The sequence below is a fragment of the Halomonas sp. NyZ770 genome, assembly GCF_020616575.1.
In the GTDB taxonomy this organism is placed as follows: Bacteria; Pseudomonadota; Gammaproteobacteria; order Pseudomonadales; family Halomonadaceae; genus Vreelandella; species Vreelandella hamiltonii.
In genome coordinates this window covers 3,466,824-3,485,768 of sequence record NZ_CP085143.1, presented here as the reverse complement: position 1 = coordinate 3,485,768, position 18,945 = coordinate 3,466,824, and the positions used below count along the sequence as shown (strand labels likewise).

Annotated in this window: 16 protein-coding genes; 7 read left to right on the top strand and 9 right to left on the bottom strand. The window is 62.0% G+C overall.

What is annotated here, in order from left to right; all coding sequences use genetic code 11:
* The first annotated feature begins 1 nt into the window (after position 1).
* The 6 genes from LG409_RS16085 (at position 2) to LG409_RS16060 (ending at position 6,868) form a co-directional block, all read left to right on the top strand.
* A complete protein-coding gene (locus LG409_RS16085; protein WP_039175146.1) occupies positions 2-2,854 on the top strand; it encodes a molybdopterin-dependent oxidoreductase in 2,853 nt (950 codons plus the stop codon).
* 71 nt (positions 2,855-2,925) lie between these two features.
* Complete coding sequence (gene fdh3B / locus LG409_RS16080; RefSeq protein ID WP_016915147.1) at positions 2,926-3,540, top strand: formate dehydrogenase FDH3 subunit beta; 615 nt, start codon at positions 2,926-2,928, stop codon at positions 3,538-3,540.
* Positions 3,541-3,560: 20 nt separating this feature from the next.
* A complete protein-coding gene (locus LG409_RS16075) occupies positions 3,561-4,655 on the top strand; it encodes a formate dehydrogenase subunit gamma (RefSeq protein WP_039175321.1) in 1,095 nt (364 codons plus the stop codon).
* Positions 4,656-4,756: 101 nt separating this feature from the next.
* Positions 4,757-5,119, top strand: coding sequence for a DUF1244 domain-containing protein (locus LG409_RS16070; RefSeq protein ID WP_227407121.1), 363 nt, complete (start codon positions 4,757-4,759; stop codon positions 5,117-5,119).
* Positions 5,120-5,124: 5 nt separating this feature from the next.
* Entirely contained in the window at positions 5,125-5,643 is a 519-nt protein-coding gene (gene moaB, locus LG409_RS16065) for a molybdenum cofactor biosynthesis protein B (protein ID WP_044630039.1), read from the top strand.
* Positions 5,636-6,868: a molybdopterin molybdotransferase MoeA gene (locus LG409_RS16060; protein ID WP_227407120.1), complete on the top strand. Its 1,233-nt coding sequence runs from the start codon at positions 5,636-5,638 to the stop codon at positions 6,866-6,868. Before moaB ends, LG409_RS16060 begins: the two co-directional genes overlap by 8 nt.
* Here the strand turns inward: LG409_RS16060 and LG409_RS16055 are convergent.
* From LG409_RS16055 to LG409_RS16020, 8 genes are read right to left on the bottom strand one after another with little or no spacing between them, the layout of a single operon-like run.
* Positions 6,851-7,249 carry a hypothetical protein gene (locus LG409_RS16055; RefSeq protein ID WP_052196295.1) on the bottom strand — a complete coding sequence of 133 codons (399 nt, stop codon included), beginning with the start codon at positions 7,247-7,249 and terminating at the stop codon, positions 6,851-6,853. The genes LG409_RS16060 and LG409_RS16055 overlap by 18 nt on opposite strands.
* Positions 7,250-7,252: 3 nt before the next feature.
* Positions 7,253-7,789, bottom strand: coding sequence for a chemotaxis protein CheW (locus LG409_RS16050; RefSeq protein ID WP_144980705.1), 537 nt, complete (start codon positions 7,787-7,789; stop codon positions 7,253-7,255).
* Complete coding sequence (locus LG409_RS16045) at positions 7,761-9,440, bottom strand: diguanylate cyclase (protein WP_227407119.1); 1,680 nt, start codon at positions 9,438-9,440, stop codon at positions 7,761-7,763. The genes LG409_RS16050 and LG409_RS16045 overlap by 29 nt, the downstream gene beginning before the upstream one ends.
* Before the next feature lie 4 nt (positions 9,441-9,444).
* Positions 9,445-9,801 (bottom strand): response regulator, encoded by a 357-nt coding sequence (locus LG409_RS16040; RefSeq protein WP_096922032.1) that lies wholly within the window; start codon positions 9,799-9,801, stop codon positions 9,445-9,447.
* A 26-nt stretch (positions 9,802-9,827) separates the two neighbouring features.
* A complete protein-coding gene (locus tag LG409_RS16035; protein ID WP_227407118.1) occupies positions 9,828-11,999 on the bottom strand; it encodes a hybrid sensor histidine kinase/response regulator in 2,172 nt (723 codons plus the stop codon).
* On the bottom strand, positions 11,999-13,372 hold the full coding sequence (locus tag LG409_RS16030) for a CheR family methyltransferase (RefSeq protein WP_227407117.1): 1,374 nt from the start codon (positions 13,370-13,372) through the stop codon (positions 11,999-12,001). The genes LG409_RS16035 and LG409_RS16030 overlap by 1 nt, the downstream gene beginning before the upstream one ends.
* Entirely contained in the window at positions 13,369-14,433 is a 1,065-nt protein-coding gene (cheB, locus tag LG409_RS16025) for a chemotaxis-specific protein-glutamate methyltransferase CheB (RefSeq protein ID WP_144980695.1), read from the bottom strand. The genes LG409_RS16030 and cheB overlap by 4 nt, the downstream gene beginning before the upstream one ends.
* Before the next feature lie 22 nt (positions 14,434-14,455).
* The gene (locus LG409_RS16020; protein WP_227407116.1) at positions 14,456-16,486 is read right to left on the bottom strand and encodes a methyl-accepting chemotaxis protein; all 2,031 of its coding nucleotides are present in this window, start codon (positions 16,484-16,486) and stop codon (positions 14,456-14,458) included.
* Positions 16,487-16,791: 305 nt separating this feature from the next.
* Between LG409_RS16020 and LG409_RS16015 the strand changes: the two genes are divergently transcribed.
* Positions 16,792-17,739 carry a hypothetical protein gene (locus LG409_RS16015; protein ID WP_227407115.1) on the top strand — a complete coding sequence of 316 codons (948 nt, stop codon included), beginning with the start codon at positions 16,792-16,794 and terminating at the stop codon, positions 17,737-17,739.
* 27 nt (positions 17,740-17,766) lie between these two features.
* Here the strand turns inward: LG409_RS16015 and LG409_RS16010 are convergent, their stop codons facing one another.
* Positions 17,767-18,933 (bottom strand): glutathionylspermidine synthase family protein, encoded by a 1,167-nt coding sequence (locus tag LG409_RS16010; protein ID WP_227407114.1) that lies wholly within the window; start codon positions 18,931-18,933, stop codon positions 17,767-17,769.
* Between the last annotated feature and the right edge of the window lie 12 nt (positions 18,934-18,945).

Below are 18,945 nucleotides of genomic sequence, written 5' to 3'. Positions count from 1 at the left end.
CATGCGCTTAACTCGTAAAACTCAAGCTCCGGCCGCGTCTGGGCTGGGTATCTCTCGTCGTCAGTTCCTCAAGCGTACCGGCGCGGGTACGGCCGGTGTTGCGGCGGTCGGCTTCATGGGCGCGCCCATGATGCAGCGCACCGAAGCGGCGAACAAGACCCCGGTGCTCGACTCCCCCGTCGAAACCAAACGCACCATCTGCTCCCACTGTTCAGTGGGTTGTGGCGTGTATGCAGAAGTGCAGGAGGGCATCTGGACCAAGCAGGAGCCAGCCTTCGACCACCCGATCAACCGTGGCGCCCACTGTGCGAAAGGCGCCTCTCTGCGCCAGCACGGCCACTCCACGCGCCGCCTGAAGTACCCGATGAAGCTGGTCGCGGGTGAATGGCAGCGCCTGAGCTGGGACGACGCCGTCAATGAGATCGGCGACAAGCTGCTGGAGCTGCGGGAAGCCTACGGCCCCGATAGCGTCTACTGGCTGGGGTCGGCCAAGTTCAACAACGAGCAGGCGTATCTGATGCGCAAGCTCGCCTCCATGTGGGGCACCAACAACACCGACCACCAGGCGCGTATCTGCCACTCCACCACGGTAGCGGGTGTGGCCAATACCTGGGGCTACGGGGCGATGACCAACTCGCTCAACGATATGCACAACAGCCGCTCCATGCTGTTCATCGGCTCCAACCCCAGTGAAGCCCACCCGGTAGCGATGCAGCACATCCTGATTGCCAAAGAGCGCAACAACTGCGACATCATCGTTGCCGATCCGCGCTTCACGCGTACGGCCGCCAAGGCCAACAAGTACGTGCGCATCCGCCCTGGCTCCGATGTGGCCTACATCTGGGGTCTGTTGTGGCACATTTTCGAAAACGGCTGGGAAGACCGCGAATACATCAACCAGCGCGTCTACGGCATGGATGAAGTGCGTGCCGAAGTCGCCCAGTTCCCGCCCAGCGTCGTGGAAGACATCACCGGCGTCTCGGAAGCGGACATGTTCGAGGTGGCCAAGCGGCTTTCCGACAACCGTCCGGGCTGTGTGGTCTGGTGCATGGGCGGTACTCAGCACACCACCGGCAATAACAACACCCGCGCCTACTGCATCCTGGAGCTGGCACTGGGCAACATCGGCAAGTCTGGCGGCGGTGCCAACATCCTGCGTGGTCACGACAACGTACAGGGTGCCACCGATTTGGGCCTGGGGTCTGATTCACTGCCGGGTTATTACGGTTTGGCCGAAGAAGCATGGCAGCATTGGGCCACCGTATGGGATGTAGAGTACGAGTGGCTGAAAGGGCGTTTCGACGATACCGAGTACGCCGACGGCAAACCCATGTACACCAACGGCATCACCGTGTCGCGCTGGGTGGACGGCGTACTGGAAGAGGACGAGAACATCTCCCAGCGCACCGCGCTGAAAGCGATGTTCTACTGGGGCCACGCGGTCAACTCGCAAACCCGCGGCGTTGAAATGCAAAAGGCCATGCAGAAGCTCGAGATGATGGTCATCGTCGACCCGTATCCCACCGTCGCGGCCGTCATGCACGACCGCACCGACGGCGTCTACCTGCTGCCTGCCGCCACCCAGTTCGAAACCACTGGTAGCGTCACCGCCACCAATCGCTCGATCCAGTGGCGTGACCAGGTCATCGAGCCGCTGTTCGAGTCCAAGCCCGACCATGAAATCATGTACCTGTTTGCCCGCAAGCTGGGCTTCGGTAATGAGCTGGTCAAGAACTATGAAATGAACGGCGACGAGCCGCTGATCGAAGATATTCTGCGTGAAATCAACAGCGGCATGTGGACGGTGGGTTACACCGGCCAAAGCCCGGAGCGCCTGAAAGAGCACCAGCAAAACTGGCACACCTTCAGCTTTGAAAATCTGCGTGCCCAGGGTGGCCCCTCGGATGGCGACTACTACGGTTTGCCGTGGCCCTGCTGGGGCACCCCGGAATTCCGTCACCCGGGTTCACCGAACCTCTACGACACCAGTATTCCGGTCATGGAAGGCGGCATGGGCTTCCGCGCCCGCTTTGGCATCGAGCGTAACGGCGTCAACCTGCTGGCCGAAGGCTCGGCCCCGGTAGGTGGCGACATCGACGACGGCTATCCGGAGTTCAACGACCAGTTGCTGAAAGACCTGGGCTGGTGGGATGACCTGACGGCCGAAGAGAAAGAGGCTGCTGAAGGTAAAAACTGGAAAACCGACTTCTCCGGCGGTATCCAGCGCGTTGCTATCGAACACGGCTGTGCCCCTTACGGTAATGCCAAGGCCCGGGCCGTGGTGTGGACCTTCCCGGATGCCGTGCCCAAGCACCGCGAGCCGCTCTACACCACGCGGCGTGATCTGGTCGAGCGTTATCCCACGTGGGACGACTTCGACTCCATCATGCGCCTGCCCACGCTCTACAAGACCATTCAGGATCGTGACAACAGCGCGGACTACCCGATCATTCTGACGTCTGGCCGCCTGGTCGAGTACGAAGGTGGGGGTGAAGAAACCCGCTCGATGTCCTGGCTGGCGGAGCTGCAGCAGGAAATGTTCGTCGAGATGAACCCTGCCGATGCCAACGATATCGGCGTACGTGACGGTGACGATGTCTGGGTCGAAGGCGCCGAGGGCGGCCGCGTCAAGGTGAAAGCCCTGGTCACCCCCAGGGTGGATCGCAAGGTGGCCTTCATGCCGTTCCACTTTGGCGGCATCTTCCAGGGCGAGAACCTGCATGATCGCTACCCGGAAGGCACGGCGCCCTATGTTCAGGGCGAGGCAGCCAACACGGCGACCACTTACGGCTACGACCCGGTGACACTGATGCAAGAGACCAAGTGCACCATTTGTCGTATTGAGCGCGCTTGAACCGATAACGCGCGACCCGACCAGATAGCAGGCCGATGCGGCAACGTCCGCATCGGCAAGAGGAGAACACCATGGCTCAAATGAAATTCATGTGTGATGCCGAGCGCTGCATCGAATGCAACGGCTGCGTCACCGCCTGTAAAAATGCCAACGACGTCGAGTGGGGCATTCAGCGCCGCCGCGTGGTCACGCTGAACGACGGTGAAGCCAGCGAAATGTCGATTTCGGTGGCCTGCATGCACTGTGACGACGCCCCTTGCATGGCTGTCTGTCCCACCGACTGCTTCTACAAGACCGACGACGGTATCGTGCTGCACGACAAGGACCTGTGCATCGGCTGCGGCTACTGCCTGTATGCCTGCCCCTTCGGCGCACCCCAGTTCCCCAAGCAGAATGCCTTTGGCGAGCGCGGCAAGATGGACAAGTGCACCTTCTGCGCAGGCGGCCCGGCAGAGAGCAAGGAAGAGGAGTACCAGAAGTACGGTTCCAACCGTATTGCCGAAGGCAAGCTGCCGCTGTGCGCCGAGATGTGCTCGACCAAAGCGCTGCTGGCAGGTGATGCGCAGGACGTCGCCGACATCTTCCGTCAGCGTGTCGTCCATCGTGGCCACCCAGATGGAGCGTGGTCGAACAATCCCCAGGCCAGCACCGACAACCTTGCCTACGATGCTGCCCGTAAAGGCTAAGGAGGCGTGTCATGACCACAATGACCATGACCACCGTTGAAATGCCTGCATCGGCCAACGGGCATGCCGCCCGTGGGTTGAAGCGTATCTGGCACCTGTGCCTGATGCTGCTACTGCTGGTGGCCAGCCTCGGTGTGAGCCAGCTGGCCGTGGCCCAGGCGGACCCGCAACGGGAAATGTCCACCGCCGCCCCTGGCATTACGGCCGAGCAGTGGCGCCAGGTACGCAGCGGTGAAACCGGCCCGAACTATCGTGATTCGCGTCACGACAGCAACTACAACCTGATCAACGCCAGCGGTGAAACGTGGCGGATTCTGCGCAATCGCTGGGTCTCGCCATTTGGCCTGATTGCCATTCTGGGCATGGCCAGCGTGATCACGCTGTTCTACCTGGTGATTGGCCGCAAGCATCTGGACGAGCCGCGTACCGGCCGCAAGCTGCTGCGCTGGCCGCTGTTCATGCGCGCGCTGCACTGGACGGTGGCGACGCTGTTCATCACCCTGGCGCTGACCGGTCTCAACCTGCTGTATGGCAAGTTCGTCTTCCGCTCGCTGTTTGGCGACGCGGTATGGGCCTGGATGATTGCGGCCTCCAAGGTGCTCCACAACTACCTGGGGCCACTGTTCGGCATCCTGCTGATCGTGCTGCTGGTCAAGCTGCTGAAGGACAATATCCCCAAGAAGCATGACCTGCAGTGGTTCAAGCAGGGCGGCGGCCTGGTCGGTAAAGGCCACCCGGATGCAGGCTTTGCCAACGGCGGTGAAAAAGCCTGGTACTGGCTGCTGGCTACCGCAGGGCTGTTGGTCGTGGCCAGTGGCTTCGTGCTCGACTTCCCGAACTACGGGCAGAGCCGCGATACCATGCAGTGGGCCAACATCATCCATGCCGTGGGCGCGCTGGGCTTGACTGCCGTGGCGCTGGGGCACATCTACATCGGTACGGTAGGGACCGAAGGGTCGCTGGAGGGCATGACCACCGGCTACGTGGACGAAACCTGGGCCAAGGAGCACCACAACTTGTGGTACGAAGAGGTCAAGGGACAGTCGCTGAGCGAGGAAGAGGTGGCTGCTCAGAAGGCGGGCGACAGCAGCGAGCCATCGACAAGGCCGAGCTGACACCTCTGCCTGTCATTGCAAGAGAACGCCCCATGACACCGCCCTCGGGCGGTGTCTTTTGTTATGCTGCATATCAACCCTGTTTTGAAAAAGGAATCCGCATGGCTACGTTCGATGAACTGGATACCGCAACCCGCACGGAGCTGGAAGCCGCTGCATTTCGTCGCTTGCTCAAGCACCTGGATGACAACAAGGACGTGCAGAACATCGACCTGATGATTCTGGCGGACTTCTGCCGTAACTGTCTCTCCAAGTGGCTGGTCAGCGCAGCCGATGAGCGCGGCACGCCTCTGGAAATGGACGCTGCCCGCGAGTATGTCTATGGCATGCCCTACAGTGAATGGAAAGCCAACCACCAGGGCGAGGCCACTCCGGAGCAGTTGGCGGCACTCGACGCTCGCCAGGCGCGCAAGAAGGCCCCTTCACAGAACGAGCCCCCTTCACAGAACGAGCCCCAGGAGTAGCGCCAATGGATGCCATGGAAGCCCTGAATATTGCGGTGCTCACCGTCTCGGACACCCGCACCGAAGAGACCGACCGCTCGGGTCAGTCGCTGGTTCAGCGGCTGACCGAGGCCGGGCATACGCTGGCCGACAAGCGTATCGTGCCGGACGACGTGTACCAGATTCGTGCCGTAGTGGCCCAGTGGATCGCCGACCCCGGCGTGCAGGTGGTGCTGACCACCGGTGGCACCGGCTTCACCGGTCGTGACTCCACTCCAGAAGCGGTCTCGGTGCTGTTGGACAAGCGCATCGAGGGATTCGGCGAGCGCTTTCGCCAGCTGAGTGGCGACGAAATCGGCAGCTCCACCATTCAAAGCCGCGCCTTGGGCGGTTTTGCCAACGCCACGGTGGTGTTTTGTCTGCCGGGCTCCACCGGTGCCTGCCGCACCGGGTGGGACGGCATTCTGGCCGAGCAGCTGGATAGCCGCCACAAGCCCTGCAACTTTGCCAACCTGGTCATTCCCGGCCGGGGGCAGCATGGCTGAGCAACGCGCACAACATCAGCCACCGCCACTGCAACCTATCAGCGCCGCTCTCGATGCGCTGCTGGCGGGGCTGGTACCGCTGACCGCCGAGCAGGTGCCGCTTGAAGAGGCGGCGGGTCGGGTGCTGGCCGAGCCGGTGATGGCAACGCTGGACGTGCCGCCATTCGATAACAGCGCCATGGATGGTTACGCGCTGCGCGCCAGCGACGCGGGCAAGCGGCTGCCGGTCAGTCAGCGGATTGCTGCCGGAAGCCTGGCCCAACCGCTGGCAGAAGGCAGCTGCGCGCGGATCTTTACCGGGGGCCAGATCCCGGCAGGCGCGGATTGCGTGGTCATGCAGGAGCGCGTCACCCTGGACGACGGCCACGCGGTGATTCCCCATGACGTACCCGCGGGTGACAACGTCAGGCTCAAGGGGCGTGACGTGCAGCGTGGAGACGTGCTGCTCAAGGCGGGACAGCGCCTGGAAGCGGCTGCGCTGGGGCACTTGGCGGGGCAAGGGGTGACCGAGGTCAGCGTGCGCCGTCGTCCCCGGGTGGCGCTGCTCTCCACCGGCGACGAGATCGTCGACCCGGGCACGCCCTTGCAGCCTGGCCAGCTCTATAACTCCAATCGCCCGATGCTGACGCGTTTGCTGGAGCGCTTTGGTGCCGAGGTAGTGCAGCGGGTCAGCGTTCCCGACGACTATGCCCGCACCGTCGAGATTCTCGAACAGGCAGCCGCCGTGGCCGATGTGGTGGTCAGCACCGGTGGTGTCAGCGTGGGGGAAGAGGATCACGTCAAGGCAGCGCTGGAGTCGCTGGGGCAGCTGGATATGTGGAAACTGGCCATCCGCCCAGGCAAGCCGCTGGCGCTGGGACGCCTGCCGGCCGAGGCAGGGCGCGAGGCGCGCTTTGTCGGCCTGCCGGGCAACCCGGTGTCGGGGTTCGTCGGCGCCTGGCTCTTTTTACGCCCGCTGATGGGAGCGTTGTCGGGGTGCCCTGCGCTTGCGTCACTGCCAGAGATCACCGCGAAGGCGCAGTTCACCACCGAGACAGGGCCACGGCAACACTACATGCGCGTGGCGCTGCGCTTTGGCGTTCAGGGAATCGAGGCGGTGGCGTTTGAAGACCAGAACTCGGCGGTGCTCTCCTCGTGTATCGAGGCCGATGCGCTGGCCGTCATCGATGCTCACCAGCAGATAGCCCCAGGGGAGGCCGTGCGCTGCCTATGGCTGGAGCACTGACGGCGACAGCCGTTGGCCATCCAGCAGCAAGGTCAGACGTTGCTGTTCCAGCATCAGCCCGCACAGCGCGGGCATGCGCGTGCGAGCCGCCACCAGCGCGGGCAGTGGATGCAGCTGGACGACCGGCAGGCGTGCCAGCCGACTCTCCGAGCCAATGCCCAGTTGCCATGGGCCTGCGGCGTCGCGCAGGGTCAGCCAGCGGCTTGGGGAGCTGGCAAGCTGGAATAACAGCATGTCGGCATTGGCGTGACGCGGCTGACAACAGTGGCTATCGATGCGCTGAACGTAGCGCGCGTCGATGGCCACCTGATAACCGCCTGCCTGAAAGACCACGCAGGTCACGGTTCGAGTGCCATCGTGGCCTGTTTGCTCGCTGTTCACGGCTCAGCCCAGCCCCTGCTGGTAGGCTTTCAGCAGGGCATCGGGGTCGAGCAGGGCCGTGGCCACACGGGCCTCTTCGGGCTGCCAAAGCGCGCTGACGAAAGGGCGCAGTGCGTCAGGCAGCGTTTCGGGGGGCGCTTTGAAGGCGCTGAGGGGCAAGTCGCACACGTCGTTCAACTGGTCGATACGCACGGCGGTGCGTATTCCTGCACTGCGTACCATCAGCAGCATGCCTTCGGCGTTGCTCTCGGTCAGCCCCAGGAGCGGCTGTAGCCGAACCAGCGACTCGATGGTGCCACGCAGATGAATGACGCCTTCGGTAGAGGAGGGCAGGCCAGGCACGAAATAGACCGGCGTGTCGCCTTTGAGGATCTCCGTCACGGCCGTACCCGGCAACGCATAGGGTTGGCCGGACAGCGTGAACAGCACCACCTGCTGGCAGGGCTCTTCCACATCGACGATACCGCCATCCTCGGCATGGATGGCATCTTCAAGGGATATGCTTGCTTCGTCATGCCCCGCGGGGCGCGAATCCGTCATGATCCTGCTCCGTGCTGATGACCACCTGGTTGCGCCCTTGGTGCTTGGCACGGTACAGCGCCTGGTCGGCGCTGAGGCGCAACGATTCGGTAGAAGGGTGTTCGGGGAAGCTGCTGATGCCCGCGCTGAAAGTGCAGCGGAAGCGTTTGCCACCCGCGTGAAAGTCCACCTGTTCGAAGTCACGGCGCAGCTCGTCGATCAGTTCTCCTGCCCGCTGGTCGTCGACCCCTTTGAGCAGTACCACGAACTCCTCGCCGCCATAACGGCCAATGATGTCCGACATGCGCAAGCGTGTTTTCAGCAGCCGTGCCAGGGTGATGATGACTTGGTCCCCTGCCAGATGGCCGTGGGTATCGTTGACCGCCTTGAAGTGATCGATGTCGATCATGGCCATGGCATGCTGGGTCTTTTCTCGGTAAGCCTGAGCCAGTGCCTTGCTGATCATCTCGGTGGTGGTGCTGTGATTGTAGAGGCCGGTCATGCTGTCCCGGGTCATCAGAGAGCGTAGCAGCCGCAGGCGTTCGGCGCGCAGTTTCACCGCCGAGACAAGCTCGTCGGGCACCACGGGCTTGGTGATGAACGCCTCGACGCCAGCCGTCATGGCGGACAGCTGTTTCTGGCTGTCGGTCTCGCTGGAGAGATAGATGATCGGCAGGCCGACGTACTCGGGCTGCTGGCGGATGATGTTGGCCAGCTCTTCACCGGAGCACACCGGCATATAGACATCCACCAGCAGCAGGTCGGGGCTGAAGCGTTCGAGCGCGCTCAGTGCGTCGGCGGGGTGGTTCACCTGTTGCACCACCATGCCCGCTTCTTCCAGCAGCAGCGCATGATACGCGGCAACCTCCGGCTCGTCGTCTACCACCATGACACGTAGCGGCTCGTCTTCGGTGGGGGTGGTCAGCTCGTCCACGGCCAGCATCAGGTCAAGGGGCTTCACGGGCTTGGTGAAATAGCCGTTACAACCGGCGCGCACGGCGCTCAGACGCGACAGAAAATCGCCATGAGCCGACAGCACGATGGAGGGTAGCCGTTCGCCGGTGAGCTTGTTCAAGCTGGTGAGCGTTTCCGTGCCAGCCGTGTGGCCCTGGGGAAACTGCACATCCATGATGATGGCATCCGGACGACGCGTGATCACGGCGTTGAAGAACGCATCGGTCGTCTCGAAGTGCACCACTTCGTGGCCGAAGCAGCGCAAATGATGCAGCAGTTGACTGACCTGGTCAGGTTCGTCGTCGCACAGGTAAATCAGCCGTTGGCGTTTGCTGCGGGTTTGCGCTGGCGTCGGCGAGAACTCCACGCTCTGCTGCGCGGCCAGCGCTCGCTGCTGCCCCGGCATTGACTGCAAACGCTGCTGCTCTTCGGCCAGCTGTTCGAGTATCTGGACGATCAGCTCTTCCTGCGGTGACGCCTCGCTGAGTGCGGCTTCACCCTGGTCGGCCAGTACCGCAATACGCTCGAACCCCAGTGAACGCCCGGTCCCTTTCAAACTATGGAAGAAACGGTGCAGCTCGGGGGCCAGGCGTGCTTCCGCTTCTGCCGAGATGCGGCTTTGCTGCCACTGTTCGGCGGTTTGCTGAAGGCGGCCAGGCAGCTGGGCAATGAACCGTTGGCGCAACTGGTTGAGCTTGTCGTGCAGCGAAGAAGACATTGGGCTACCTGTTGAAGGCCTGGGCAACGGCCTGCCCTAGCGTCGTCTCTAGCTCGGCGTCCTTCTGCAGACAGGCGCTCAGGCCAGGTGTCTGCATCAGGGCTGCCGTCGGAGTATCGCCGGTGAGCAGGATGAACGGCAGGTCCACCTGCTGCTCGCGAAGCATGTCCAGGAGCTCGACGCCGCTCACCAGCGGCATGTGCATGTCGCTGACGATCAGTGCCACGTCCTCATGCGCTTCCAACTGACGAATGGCCTCCATGGCGTCCTCGGCCAGCACCGTCTCATGGCCTTGAAACTCCAGCAGTGCAGCGGTCATTTCCCCAGCTAGTGGGTCGTCGTCTACGACCAGTATTCGCATGATCACTCTCTGTCTTGTGGGGAAACCTAGCCCAACAGGGCTCGCAGGGTTTCCACTAAATTGTTTTGGTCAAAGCTGCCCTTGACGATATAGGCATCAGCGCCCACTTCGATTCCGCGCCGCCGGTCGGCCTCTTTTTCGCGGGACGTGATGATGATGATCGGCTTGTGACGATAAAGCTCATTTTCGCGCAGACTGGCAGTCAGCGCAAAGCCGTCCATGACGGGCATTTCAACGTCCGTCAAGACTGCGTCGAAGGAGTCGGCCAGCGCCTTGTTCAAGCCATCGCGCCCGTTTTCGGCCAGGGTGACCTGATACCCCCAGGCTTCCAGCACGTCCTTTTCGATTTCACGGGTGTTCAGCGAGTCATCGACCACCAGGATACGGTGACGTGGTGCATCCGTGGGTATCGGTGCCGTCTGGCGCAGCCCTGTCTGGCGGGAGCGCTCCAGCAGCGCAGGCACATGCAGAAGGCTGGCCAAGGTGTTGCGCCCCAGCGACACCATTCCCGACACCAGCGGCAGGTAGCGCAGGTGGTTGGGCAGCGGCTTGATGACCATGTCTCGCTCGTCCACCAGCACATCGATGATCAGTGCCAGCTTCTGCTGACGCTGATGTACCACCAGCAGCAGAACCTTGTCTGCGGCAGGTGGCACGACGGGCAGGTCGAGCAACGTGGCCAGGGCGACCACCGGTACGAACTCATTGCGTAGAATCAACGTGGTCTGGCCCGCCGCGTCGATGAACTCCTCGGGAGAGCGCTCCACCAGTTCGGCCACGTGAGGGGCCGTCACGCCTAGCGTCACGCCGCTGACTTCCACCAGCAACACCCGCATCAGCGCCAATGAAAGGGGCAGGCGCAGCGAAAAGTGCGTGCCCTTGCCGGGCGAGCTGGTGAGGTGAAGGTCGCCGCTCAGCTCATCCACCACCGTGCGCTTGACCACGTCCATGCCGACGCCCCGGCCAGAAAAGTCGGTGATCAGGCTCTTGGTGGAAAAGCCGGGCAGCAGGATCAGCTCCAGCGTTTCCTGCTCGCTCAGCAAGGCCAGCTGGCCTTCATCGAGCAGCTGCCGGGATAACGCTTTCTGGCGAACGGCTGCCAGGTCGATACCGGCGCCGTCATCGCGCATCTCCACCACGACCCAGCCGCCATCCTGCCATGCTTCCAGCGTGAGCTGTCCTCTGGGGGCTTTACCTGCCGCCTGACGCTGTGCCGGGGCCTCCAGACCGTGATCCAGAGCGTTGCGCAGCAGATGAATCAGCGGGTCGGAGAGACGGTCGATCATCTGTCGATCCAGCTCGATCTCGCTCCCACGGACACGGCAGTCCACCTGCTTGCCCAGCGACTGGGCCAACTCACGTGTCATCTGCGCCAAGGGGTCGAACACGACGCTCAGTGGCAGCATGCGCATTTGCAGGGCGCGGTCATGAAGATCGCTCATCAGGGCGTCGTGGCTCAGCACGCTGTCTTTGAACTCGCGCTGAAAATCGTGAAACTCGGCCTGATGCTGGGCGGGCAGCGACAGGCCGAGCTGGCGCGCCTGTTCGACCAGACCATGCAGGTGGTGATGGCCCGACAGCACTTCACCCATCAGGCGAATCACATCGTCCAGCCGGTCGAGGCGAACCCGCACCGTATCGCTCAAGGCCAAGGCCGCTGCCGATGATGGTGCAACAGGTGGCGCCTTCGTGGACGATGGGGAAGGCACTGCCGTGGGCCCGGTGGAGGCGTCAGAAAGTGGGGTGCCAGAAAGTGGGGGAGCAGAAAGAGGGGCTTCCGGTAACGAGCCCGCCGCCGACTCCAGCGCCTGGCACAGCGCGGGCTCAGCGGCCGCCAGGGCCTCGGGGGCTGCCCCTTGGGCCAATTGGCCGACATAGTCGTCCAGCGCGTCGATGGCCTGATTCAACAGCCCCAAGGACGCGGCGGAAGGTAGCGTGCTGCCTTCGCGAAAAGCGCTCAGCAGCTCTTCCATGCTATGGGCGAGCGCCGTGATCGGCGCCAGCTTGAGCATTCGGGATGAGCCCTTGAGCGTGTGCGCCGACCGAAACAGCTCATTGATATGCTCTTTGCTGGCCGTGCCAGCAGCGCTGCCGGTGGCGTCTTGCTCCAGGGTATGGACGCCCTCACGCAATCGCGGCAGGTGGTCGGCGGCTTCTTCCACGAAGCGCTGTATGAAACGACGAATATCCAGTGCCATTAGCCCACTCCCTGTATGGCGATCGGCTCATCCAGGTAGCGCTTGGCCAGGAAACAGGCATCTCCTGGGGGCAGCGGCGGTTGGATGGCCTGCAGTGCACCACTGGCCTGTGGCGTGGTTTCCAGCAGGCGTACCACGGCGGCATAGCCTCGCTGGCGCTGAACGGGGTTGTCCGGGAGTTCACCCTGGCGCAGCAGCTCTGCCTGATAGAAGTGCGCAGGCCAGCACTCCGGGGCGACATACACGGCCCGTTTGAAGAACTCGTAGGCCTGCTGTGGTTGTTGCAGCCAGCGTACCGCCAGCCCGGCAAGCAGCAAGGCATCCACGCACCATGGGTCTTGCTCCAGGAGTGGGCTGATGAGCTGAAGGGCCGCGTCGAAGTGATTGTTGTCGAGCAGTTCATGTGCTTGCTTCAGCACTTTCTCACGCGGGATAGGCGGTGGAGGTGCCGACGGCTCGGGTGGCGCTTCAGGCAAAGGCCGTACCTCGGCGGCTTCACATGGCGCTGTTTCCAGCATGGTGGGTGCCGTGACGGTGGCAGCAGGAGGGGGCAGAGGGGGGCGAGAGGGCTCGGGGGCCGCATGCTGAAAGTAAAACACCCCTTGCTCTTCTTGCAGCGATAGAACTCCCAGATCATTGCCCAGCGTTTCCGTGACGCCACACAGCAGTATGCCCTGTGGCGCCAACAGCGGCTTCAAGCGCTGCTGTATGTCTCGGCGTGTGGCTTCATCGAAATAGATCGATACGTTACGGAACAGGATCACGTCGAAAGGACCGCCCAGCGCCGGGTGGTCTGTGGCAAGCAGGTTGAAGGGGCAGAACCTGACCCATTCGGTCAATGCGGGCACCAGTTGATGAGCGCGCCCCACCGGGGTGAAGTAGCGGGCCTTGAGGGCGGGGTGCAGCGCGCGAAATGCCATGCCGCTGTAAATCCCGGCTCTGGCCTTGTGCAGCACCTGTTGATCCACGTCGCCACCGGTGATGCGGAACAGTGACTTGGCGCGTTCGCCATACGTTTCCATCAACAGCATGGCCAGGCTGTAGGGTTCTTCTCCCGAGGAGCATCCCGCACTCAGTAGCCGCAGTGGCCCTCCCTGCTTGGCCAACTGGCGGGGCAGGTGTTCATCGGCGAGCCACTGCAGGGCCTCTACCTCACGGAAGAAGTAAGTTTCATTGACGGTGAGCTGGCTGATGAACTGATCGAACAGCGCTGCATCTTTGGCCAGCTTGTCGAGTAGCGTTGCATGATCCTGGGTGGCCTGGGCTTGGCAAAGCTGTTCGATGGCACGCTCCAGGCGCGCTTCTGCCATGCCTTCCAGAGAGAGCCCGCAGCGTTGGTGTACCAGCTGTTTGAATGGAGTGAGGATGGTCATGGAGAAAGATGCCGTGGTGCCGCCATGCCCACCAAGCGCATCAAGCGCGGGGGCAGATCGTCGAGGCTGATGATGTGTTGTACGACGCCAGTATTGATGGCTTCCTGGTTCATGCCGTAAATCACGGAACTGGCTTCGTCCTGAGCCAAGGTGGTGCCACCTGCTTGCTGGATGGCGCGCATACCGCTGACGCCGTCTCTGCCCATGCCCGTCATGATCACACCGATGGCATCCGCGCCGTAGACTTCCGCGGCGCTGTGCATCAGCACGTCGCAGCTTGGGTGATACAAGGCATCGGGTGGGCTCTGCACCAGTCGCACGCAGTGCTCAGGCGTCACGCACAGGTTGCGCTCCGAGGGCGACAGGTAAACATGGCCGGGTTCGAGACGCTCACCTTGTGTGGCCACGCTCACGGGCAGGGGGCACAGCGAGCCAAGCCAGGTGGCCATGCCTTCGATAAACCCATGGCTGATATGCTGCGCAATCAGGATTGGGGCAGGAAAGCCGCTGGGCAGCTTGCTGAGCAGGCGTGCCAATGCCTGGGGGCCACCCGTGGAACAGGCGATGACGATGACACGTTGAAAGACTCGTGGCGAGAAGGTGGGCGCGGCCGTCGGTGCGAGAACAGGGGGCTGCTCCGGGAGTGGTGCAATGAGACGGCGGCGTAGCCGCGTAATGACCGCCACCCCCGCCAACAAGCGTACCCTGGCGCGTAGCCACTCCCCGGTCTCTTCGTCCAGGGTGGGCTTGGGCAATACTTCCAGCGCGCCCACTTCCAGTGCCTTGTAGGCGCTCTGGGCATCGGCGCGGTCACTGATGACGAGGATCGGCACGCCCTTGGTGTGCATGATCTCTTCGATGGCGCTCAAGCCATCCATGACCGGCATGTTGAGATCCATGGTGATCAGCTGAGGGGCCAGCCGCTTGGCCAGCTCGACGGCCTCCTTGCCGTTGCTGGCTTCGCCCACGATGTCGATATCGCCCTCACAGGTGAGAAGGTCGCGCAGTATCTCCCTGGCGAGCGGGCTGTCGTCGGCCATGACCACCCGGATTACACTCATGAAGCGCCTCCCATGCCGGTGATCATGGTTGCGTCTGGCGGCGGCTGTCGGGTTGCGCTGCCAGCGTGAACTCCTGCACCAGACTGTTCAGCTCGGCGGACATCTGAATCATGTCCTGGCTGATCTCGGTGATGCTGCGCACGGACTGCGCATTGCGTGCGCTGGCGGTATCGATATCGCGCAGGGCAATGACCACCTGATTGCTGGCGGTTTTCTGTTGCTGTGTCGACAGCGAGATCTGCTGGGCGGCACTGCTGGTCTGGCTGGCTGCCTTGAGCAGGGCTTCGAGGTCCTGAGCGGTACTCTGGCTGGCTTCGACACCCTGTTCGATGGACGTGGCCCCTTTCTCCGAGGCGACCACCAGCCGGTTGATGGCCTGCTGAATGTCGTCGGTGTGGCCTTCTATTTCATGGGTGGAGTCGGTGACGCTATCGGCCAGACGGCGTATCTCGTTGGCAACCACGGAAAACCGGCGGCCAGACTCCCCTGCGCTGGAGGCTTCCAGGGCCGCATTGAACGCGATCAGCTTGGTTTGCGCGGCCAGCGTGTTGATCAGCTCCATGACCTTGCTGATCTGCTTCGATTTGGCGCCCAACGCCATGATTTCTGCCAAGCTCTGCTCGCTATCGCTGCGGATATCGTACATGCGCGCCTGCAGGAGTTGCATGGCCGTGCTGCCTTTGCGGCTGCGCTCCAGCGTCTGGTTGGCCACGTCCACCACCGACTGCGAATGGTCGGCGATCTGGGTCGAGGAAGTCGACAGCTCCTCCATGGTCGACGTGATTTCGGCCACGGACGACGCCATTTCCTCCACGGCGGCCGCCATGGTCTGATTGGCCTCATGGCGTATATCGCCCCCCTGAACGCCAGAAAGCCCGGCGGTTTGGGCCAAACGGTCTGCGACCTGGGTCAGGGCAAGGGCATTGTTCGACACGGCTTGAATCGCGCGGGATAGTCTGGCCAACAGTTCGTTGGTCTGAGCGGCCAGGTCGCCAAGCTCGGCACGGTCATCGGTTTCTACCCGCTTGGAGAGATCCAGGCTGTGGGTGATCTCCTTGAGCTGACGCTGAAAACGGGTCAATGGCCGAATCAGGCTACCGGTCAGGGGGTAAAGCAGCACCAGTCCCGCCAGTAGAATCAACAGGCCCAGCTTGATGGAGTTGAAGAAACGCTCCCTGACGGTAGTGGTGTACTCGTCCTTGGCGACTTCGACCATCAAGTAGCGCTGCACCTCGGGAAGCCAGCGGGTCACCACAAAAAAGGCGCGCCCATCGCGTTCGATTTCATGCACTCTGAGTTCGCTGTCGGTGTGCAGCAAACCTGCCGATTCCTGCTCGCGAAGCGCCGAAATCGTGGCCTCCTCGCTGCTCATCAGAAAATCGCCTTCCGCGCTGAGAATGGCCGCGCGGCCGGTTTCACCCAGGCGGTAGTCGTCGATGAACTGGGCCATGCGAGCAAGGTTGAGCCCCGCTCCGGCCACGATCACCGGCAGGCCGTTGGCTGCATTGGCTTGGCTGCGGAAGTTCAAGAAGACAAACGCATCGTCCGGATTGAACGTGTCGCTGTCGAGATTGAGGTTGTAATCGGCACCGCTCTGAGTGAACTCGTGGTACCAGGCGTCACTGCTGTCAGGGCCTTGCAGCGGGCGCTGCTGGAAAGTGCCATCACGATACTGAAAGTAGACCTGCCGGTTGGGTGTCTGCGCTGCCATGAAGAGCAGTTCGGTGTCCAGTTGACCCATCAAGCGTGAAAGATAACGCTCGACTTCGATCTGCTGTTCGACGGGCAAGCCCTCTGTCACCCACTGCTCGATAAAATAGCTATTGGCCAGGCTTTCCGAAACGGCAAGGGCTGGGCTCAAGCCCAAGGTGATGCGAGTGGCCAAGCCTTCGACCTGGGCGGGCAGTTCGCTATCGAGCAAGTGCTCTAACCGCGCTTCGCTATGGGTGCGAGCCTGCAGGTACAGGGCAAGCAGCATGGACAGTGCCAGCACCGTTCCGAACGAGACAAACAGTCGAAGCCGTAACGGCAAGGATTTCCAGCGCGCAGTCATGGGCAGGCTTGCTCCAGGTGAACCCAAAGGCCTCATGATGAGGATAAATCGTCTATGGTATGAATATCGCACGACGCGTACGTCGCTCATCAGCATGATAGCAACGATTAATAGAGCTTTTTGTGATATTTGCGCAGCGCTGAGAAGCCTGACCAACGGTTCGACGTAGCTTACCTGTCCAAGATGGCGTTTTTTCTATACAAAGATTATTTTTTGTATAAGTAGCAGGTGTTTTTTTTGACAAAAGTGATACATGCAGGTAGCCTGTTAACGAAATGGATACGACAAATTGCTAAGGAAGCATCATGTTGTCACTCACCTCTTCCACCGTGCTCGCGGTGCTTCAGGGCATCATGTCCCGCCACGGCATCACGCACTCAGAGATGCTGCCATCGGCAGGCACTGCTGAGCGTGACAGTTTGGTACAGGCTGTTACGCGCTTTTTTGGTCTCTCTGATGGAGAGCTGCTGTCACCTACTTGCATCACGCTTGAAGAGTGGGCCACGGCGCTGAGTGAACAGGGTGATTTTTCTCATCTCCAGCTTTTCGATACCGCTATTGGTGGTGCGTTCAGCCATCAGCTGCAGCGTCAGCATCGTTACGAAGCTGCGTTCTTGCAGCAGGAAGCCATCGCGCTGCAAACGCTGCTGACCGTCGATACTCAACCTCAGCGCTCGCTGGTGAGCTGGCTTTCCAAGCAAACGGTGCCAGGGTTCGTGCTGGGTGCTTTGTTGCCTCAGCAGGCAGGGTGGCAGCCTCGTTCGCTGTTCGACCATGCCAACGCTCTGTGGGAGCTCAAGGCGGGTGATATCATGGTGACCAGCGAAGACCGCTGGCGCCAGCTGGCCCAGCGCCTTCCTTCGCTACCCATGAGCATTACTGCCGTATCGACCGCACCATTGGACAAGAAAACCTATCGCGCGCTGTTGGCCAAAGGCGTGGCTCACATCATCGAGCTGCACTGCCAGCCGGGGCTGGGTGTGCTGGCAGCACGCCGTTCCCAGAATGCGCCGTTCGAGCTGTTGCCGCATTGGCACCCCACCGAAAGCGACAATTTTCTGCTCAAGCTGATCAAGGGCGGCGTGCCCGAAGAAGTGAAACTGGCGCAGCCGCTGCGTTGGGTCGGGGCGCGCCACTTTCGCCCGCAAGAGAATACTTGGGCCGAAACGGTCCGTGTGGATCGCGCAGCTCTTCGAGTGGCGCCCGCGTGGCAGCCTGCAGCCGAGCATCACCAAGGCAGCAGCGCCGCCTGATCGCGACGTGCGCTCACAAACGCACGCTTACACGATCGCGTGAGGTACGAAGCAGGACGTATCCTTGGTAATTCTGCCCACGTCTTCGCGAATGCCGATACCACAGGCGCGGTCGCCCACCACCCAACTGCCGACCAAGGCATGCCGCTCCCCAAACCTGGGGAGCGGATGGTACGCCTGACGAATCCACGGGCTATCGGTGTAAGGCCCACCGACGTTTTCCGACACTCCATCGGGGGTGGTCAGGCTGACGTTGCTGCCTTCCCGAGAGAAAAACGGTTTGCGAACCCAGCCCGGCGCAGGCGAGGCGTGCTCGGTTGGCTCGAAATAGGCGGGCAGCAGATTGGGGTGGCCTTCGAACTGTTCCCACAGCAGCGGCAGGATACCTTTGTTGGACAGAATCGTCTTCCAGGGCGGCTCGAACCAGTGGGTGTCCAGCTGGGTGATCTGCTGGCTGAACGCTTCCACCGCCATCTCTTCCCACGGGTACAGCTTGAAAACCGCCGCCATCGGCTGGTCTTCCAGGTCCACGAAGTGGGACTGCCCCGGCGTCACGCCAATATCCTCGATGTAGACGAACGGCGCATGAAGCCCCGCTTGCAGCGCGATGTCCTGCAGGTAGCGGACGGTAGCCCGCTCCTCGTCGCTGCCTTTCACACAAGAGAAATGCAGCGTGCGGTCGGGGAGCCGGTCGCCCAGATGTGCCAGGGCGTTCAGCAGGCGCTCCTGGATGGAGTTGTACTGGTCGGCATGGCGAGGCAGGATGCCCTGGGCAATGGCCTGTTCCAGCCATACCCATTGGAAGAACCCTGCCTCGTAAAGCGAGGTGGGCGTATCGTAATTCAGCTCCAGCAGTTTGGCCGGGCCGTCCCCTGAGTAGGCAAAATCCATGCGCCCATACAGCGGCGGTTGGCCGGAGGTCCAGGAGCGATGGATGGTCTCCCACATGGGTGCGGGGATCGCCAGCCGCTGCAGCAGGGCCTCCGAGCGGCATACGCGGTCGACCAGCGCCATGCACATCTCGTGCAGCGTTTCGGTGGGTGTTTCTATGTCGTGCTCGACCTGCTCCAGCGTGAACTGGTAGTAAGCGCTCTCTTTCCAGTAGGGCTCGCCGTCGATGGTGTGAAAGTGGAAGCCCAGCTGCTGTGCCAGGGCTTGCCACTGGGGTCGTTCAGGAACGGTGATCCTTAGCATGAGGGCTCCGAG

Coding starts and splice junctions, on each gene's coding strand:
- LG409_RS16085 (WP_039175146.1), top strand. CDS start 2: ATGCGCTTAACTCGTAAAACTCAAGCTCCGGCCGCGTCTGGGCTGGGT.
- fdh3B (WP_016915147.1), top strand. CDS start 2,926: ATGGCTCAAATGAAATTCATGTGTGATGCCGAGCGCTGCATCGAATGC.
- LG409_RS16075 (WP_039175321.1), top strand. CDS start 3,561: ATGACCATGACCACCGTTGAAATGCCTGCATCGGCCAACGGGCATGCC.
- LG409_RS16070 (WP_227407121.1), top strand. CDS start 4,757: ATGGCTACGTTCGATGAACTGGATACCGCAACCCGCACGGAGCTGGAA.
- moaB (WP_044630039.1), top strand. CDS start 5,125: ATGGATGCCATGGAAGCCCTGAATATTGCGGTGCTCACCGTCTCGGAC.
- LG409_RS16060 (WP_227407120.1), top strand. CDS start 5,636: ATGGCTGAGCAACGCGCACAACATCAGCCACCGCCACTGCAACCTATC.
- LG409_RS16050 (WP_144980705.1), bottom strand. CDS start 7,789: ATGACGGATTCGCGCCCCGCGGGGCATGACGAAGCAAGCATATCCCTT.
- LG409_RS16045 (WP_227407119.1), bottom strand. CDS start 9,440: ATGTCTTCTTCGCTGCACGACAAGCTCAACCAGTTGCGCCAACGGTTC.
- LG409_RS16040 (WP_096922032.1), bottom strand. CDS start 9,801: ATGCGAATACTGGTCGTAGACGACGACCCACTAGCTGGGGAAATGACC.
- LG409_RS16035 (WP_227407118.1), bottom strand. CDS start 11,999: ATGGCACTGGATATTCGTCGTTTCATACAGCGCTTCGTGGAAGAAGCC.
- LG409_RS16030 (WP_227407117.1), bottom strand. CDS start 13,372: ATGACCATCCTCACTCCATTCAAACAGCTGGTACACCAACGCTGCGGG.
- cheB (WP_144980695.1), bottom strand. CDS start 14,433: ATGAGTGTAATCCGGGTGGTCATGGCCGACGACAGCCCGCTCGCCAGG.
- LG409_RS16020 (WP_227407116.1), bottom strand. CDS start 16,486: ATGACTGCGCGCTGGAAATCCTTGCCGTTACGGCTTCGACTGTTTGTC.
- LG409_RS16015 (WP_227407115.1), top strand. CDS start 16,792: ATGTTGTCACTCACCTCTTCCACCGTGCTCGCGGTGCTTCAGGGCATC.
- LG409_RS16010 (WP_227407114.1), bottom strand. CDS start 18,933: ATGCTAAGGATCACCGTTCCTGAACGACCCCAGTGGCAAGCCCTGGCA.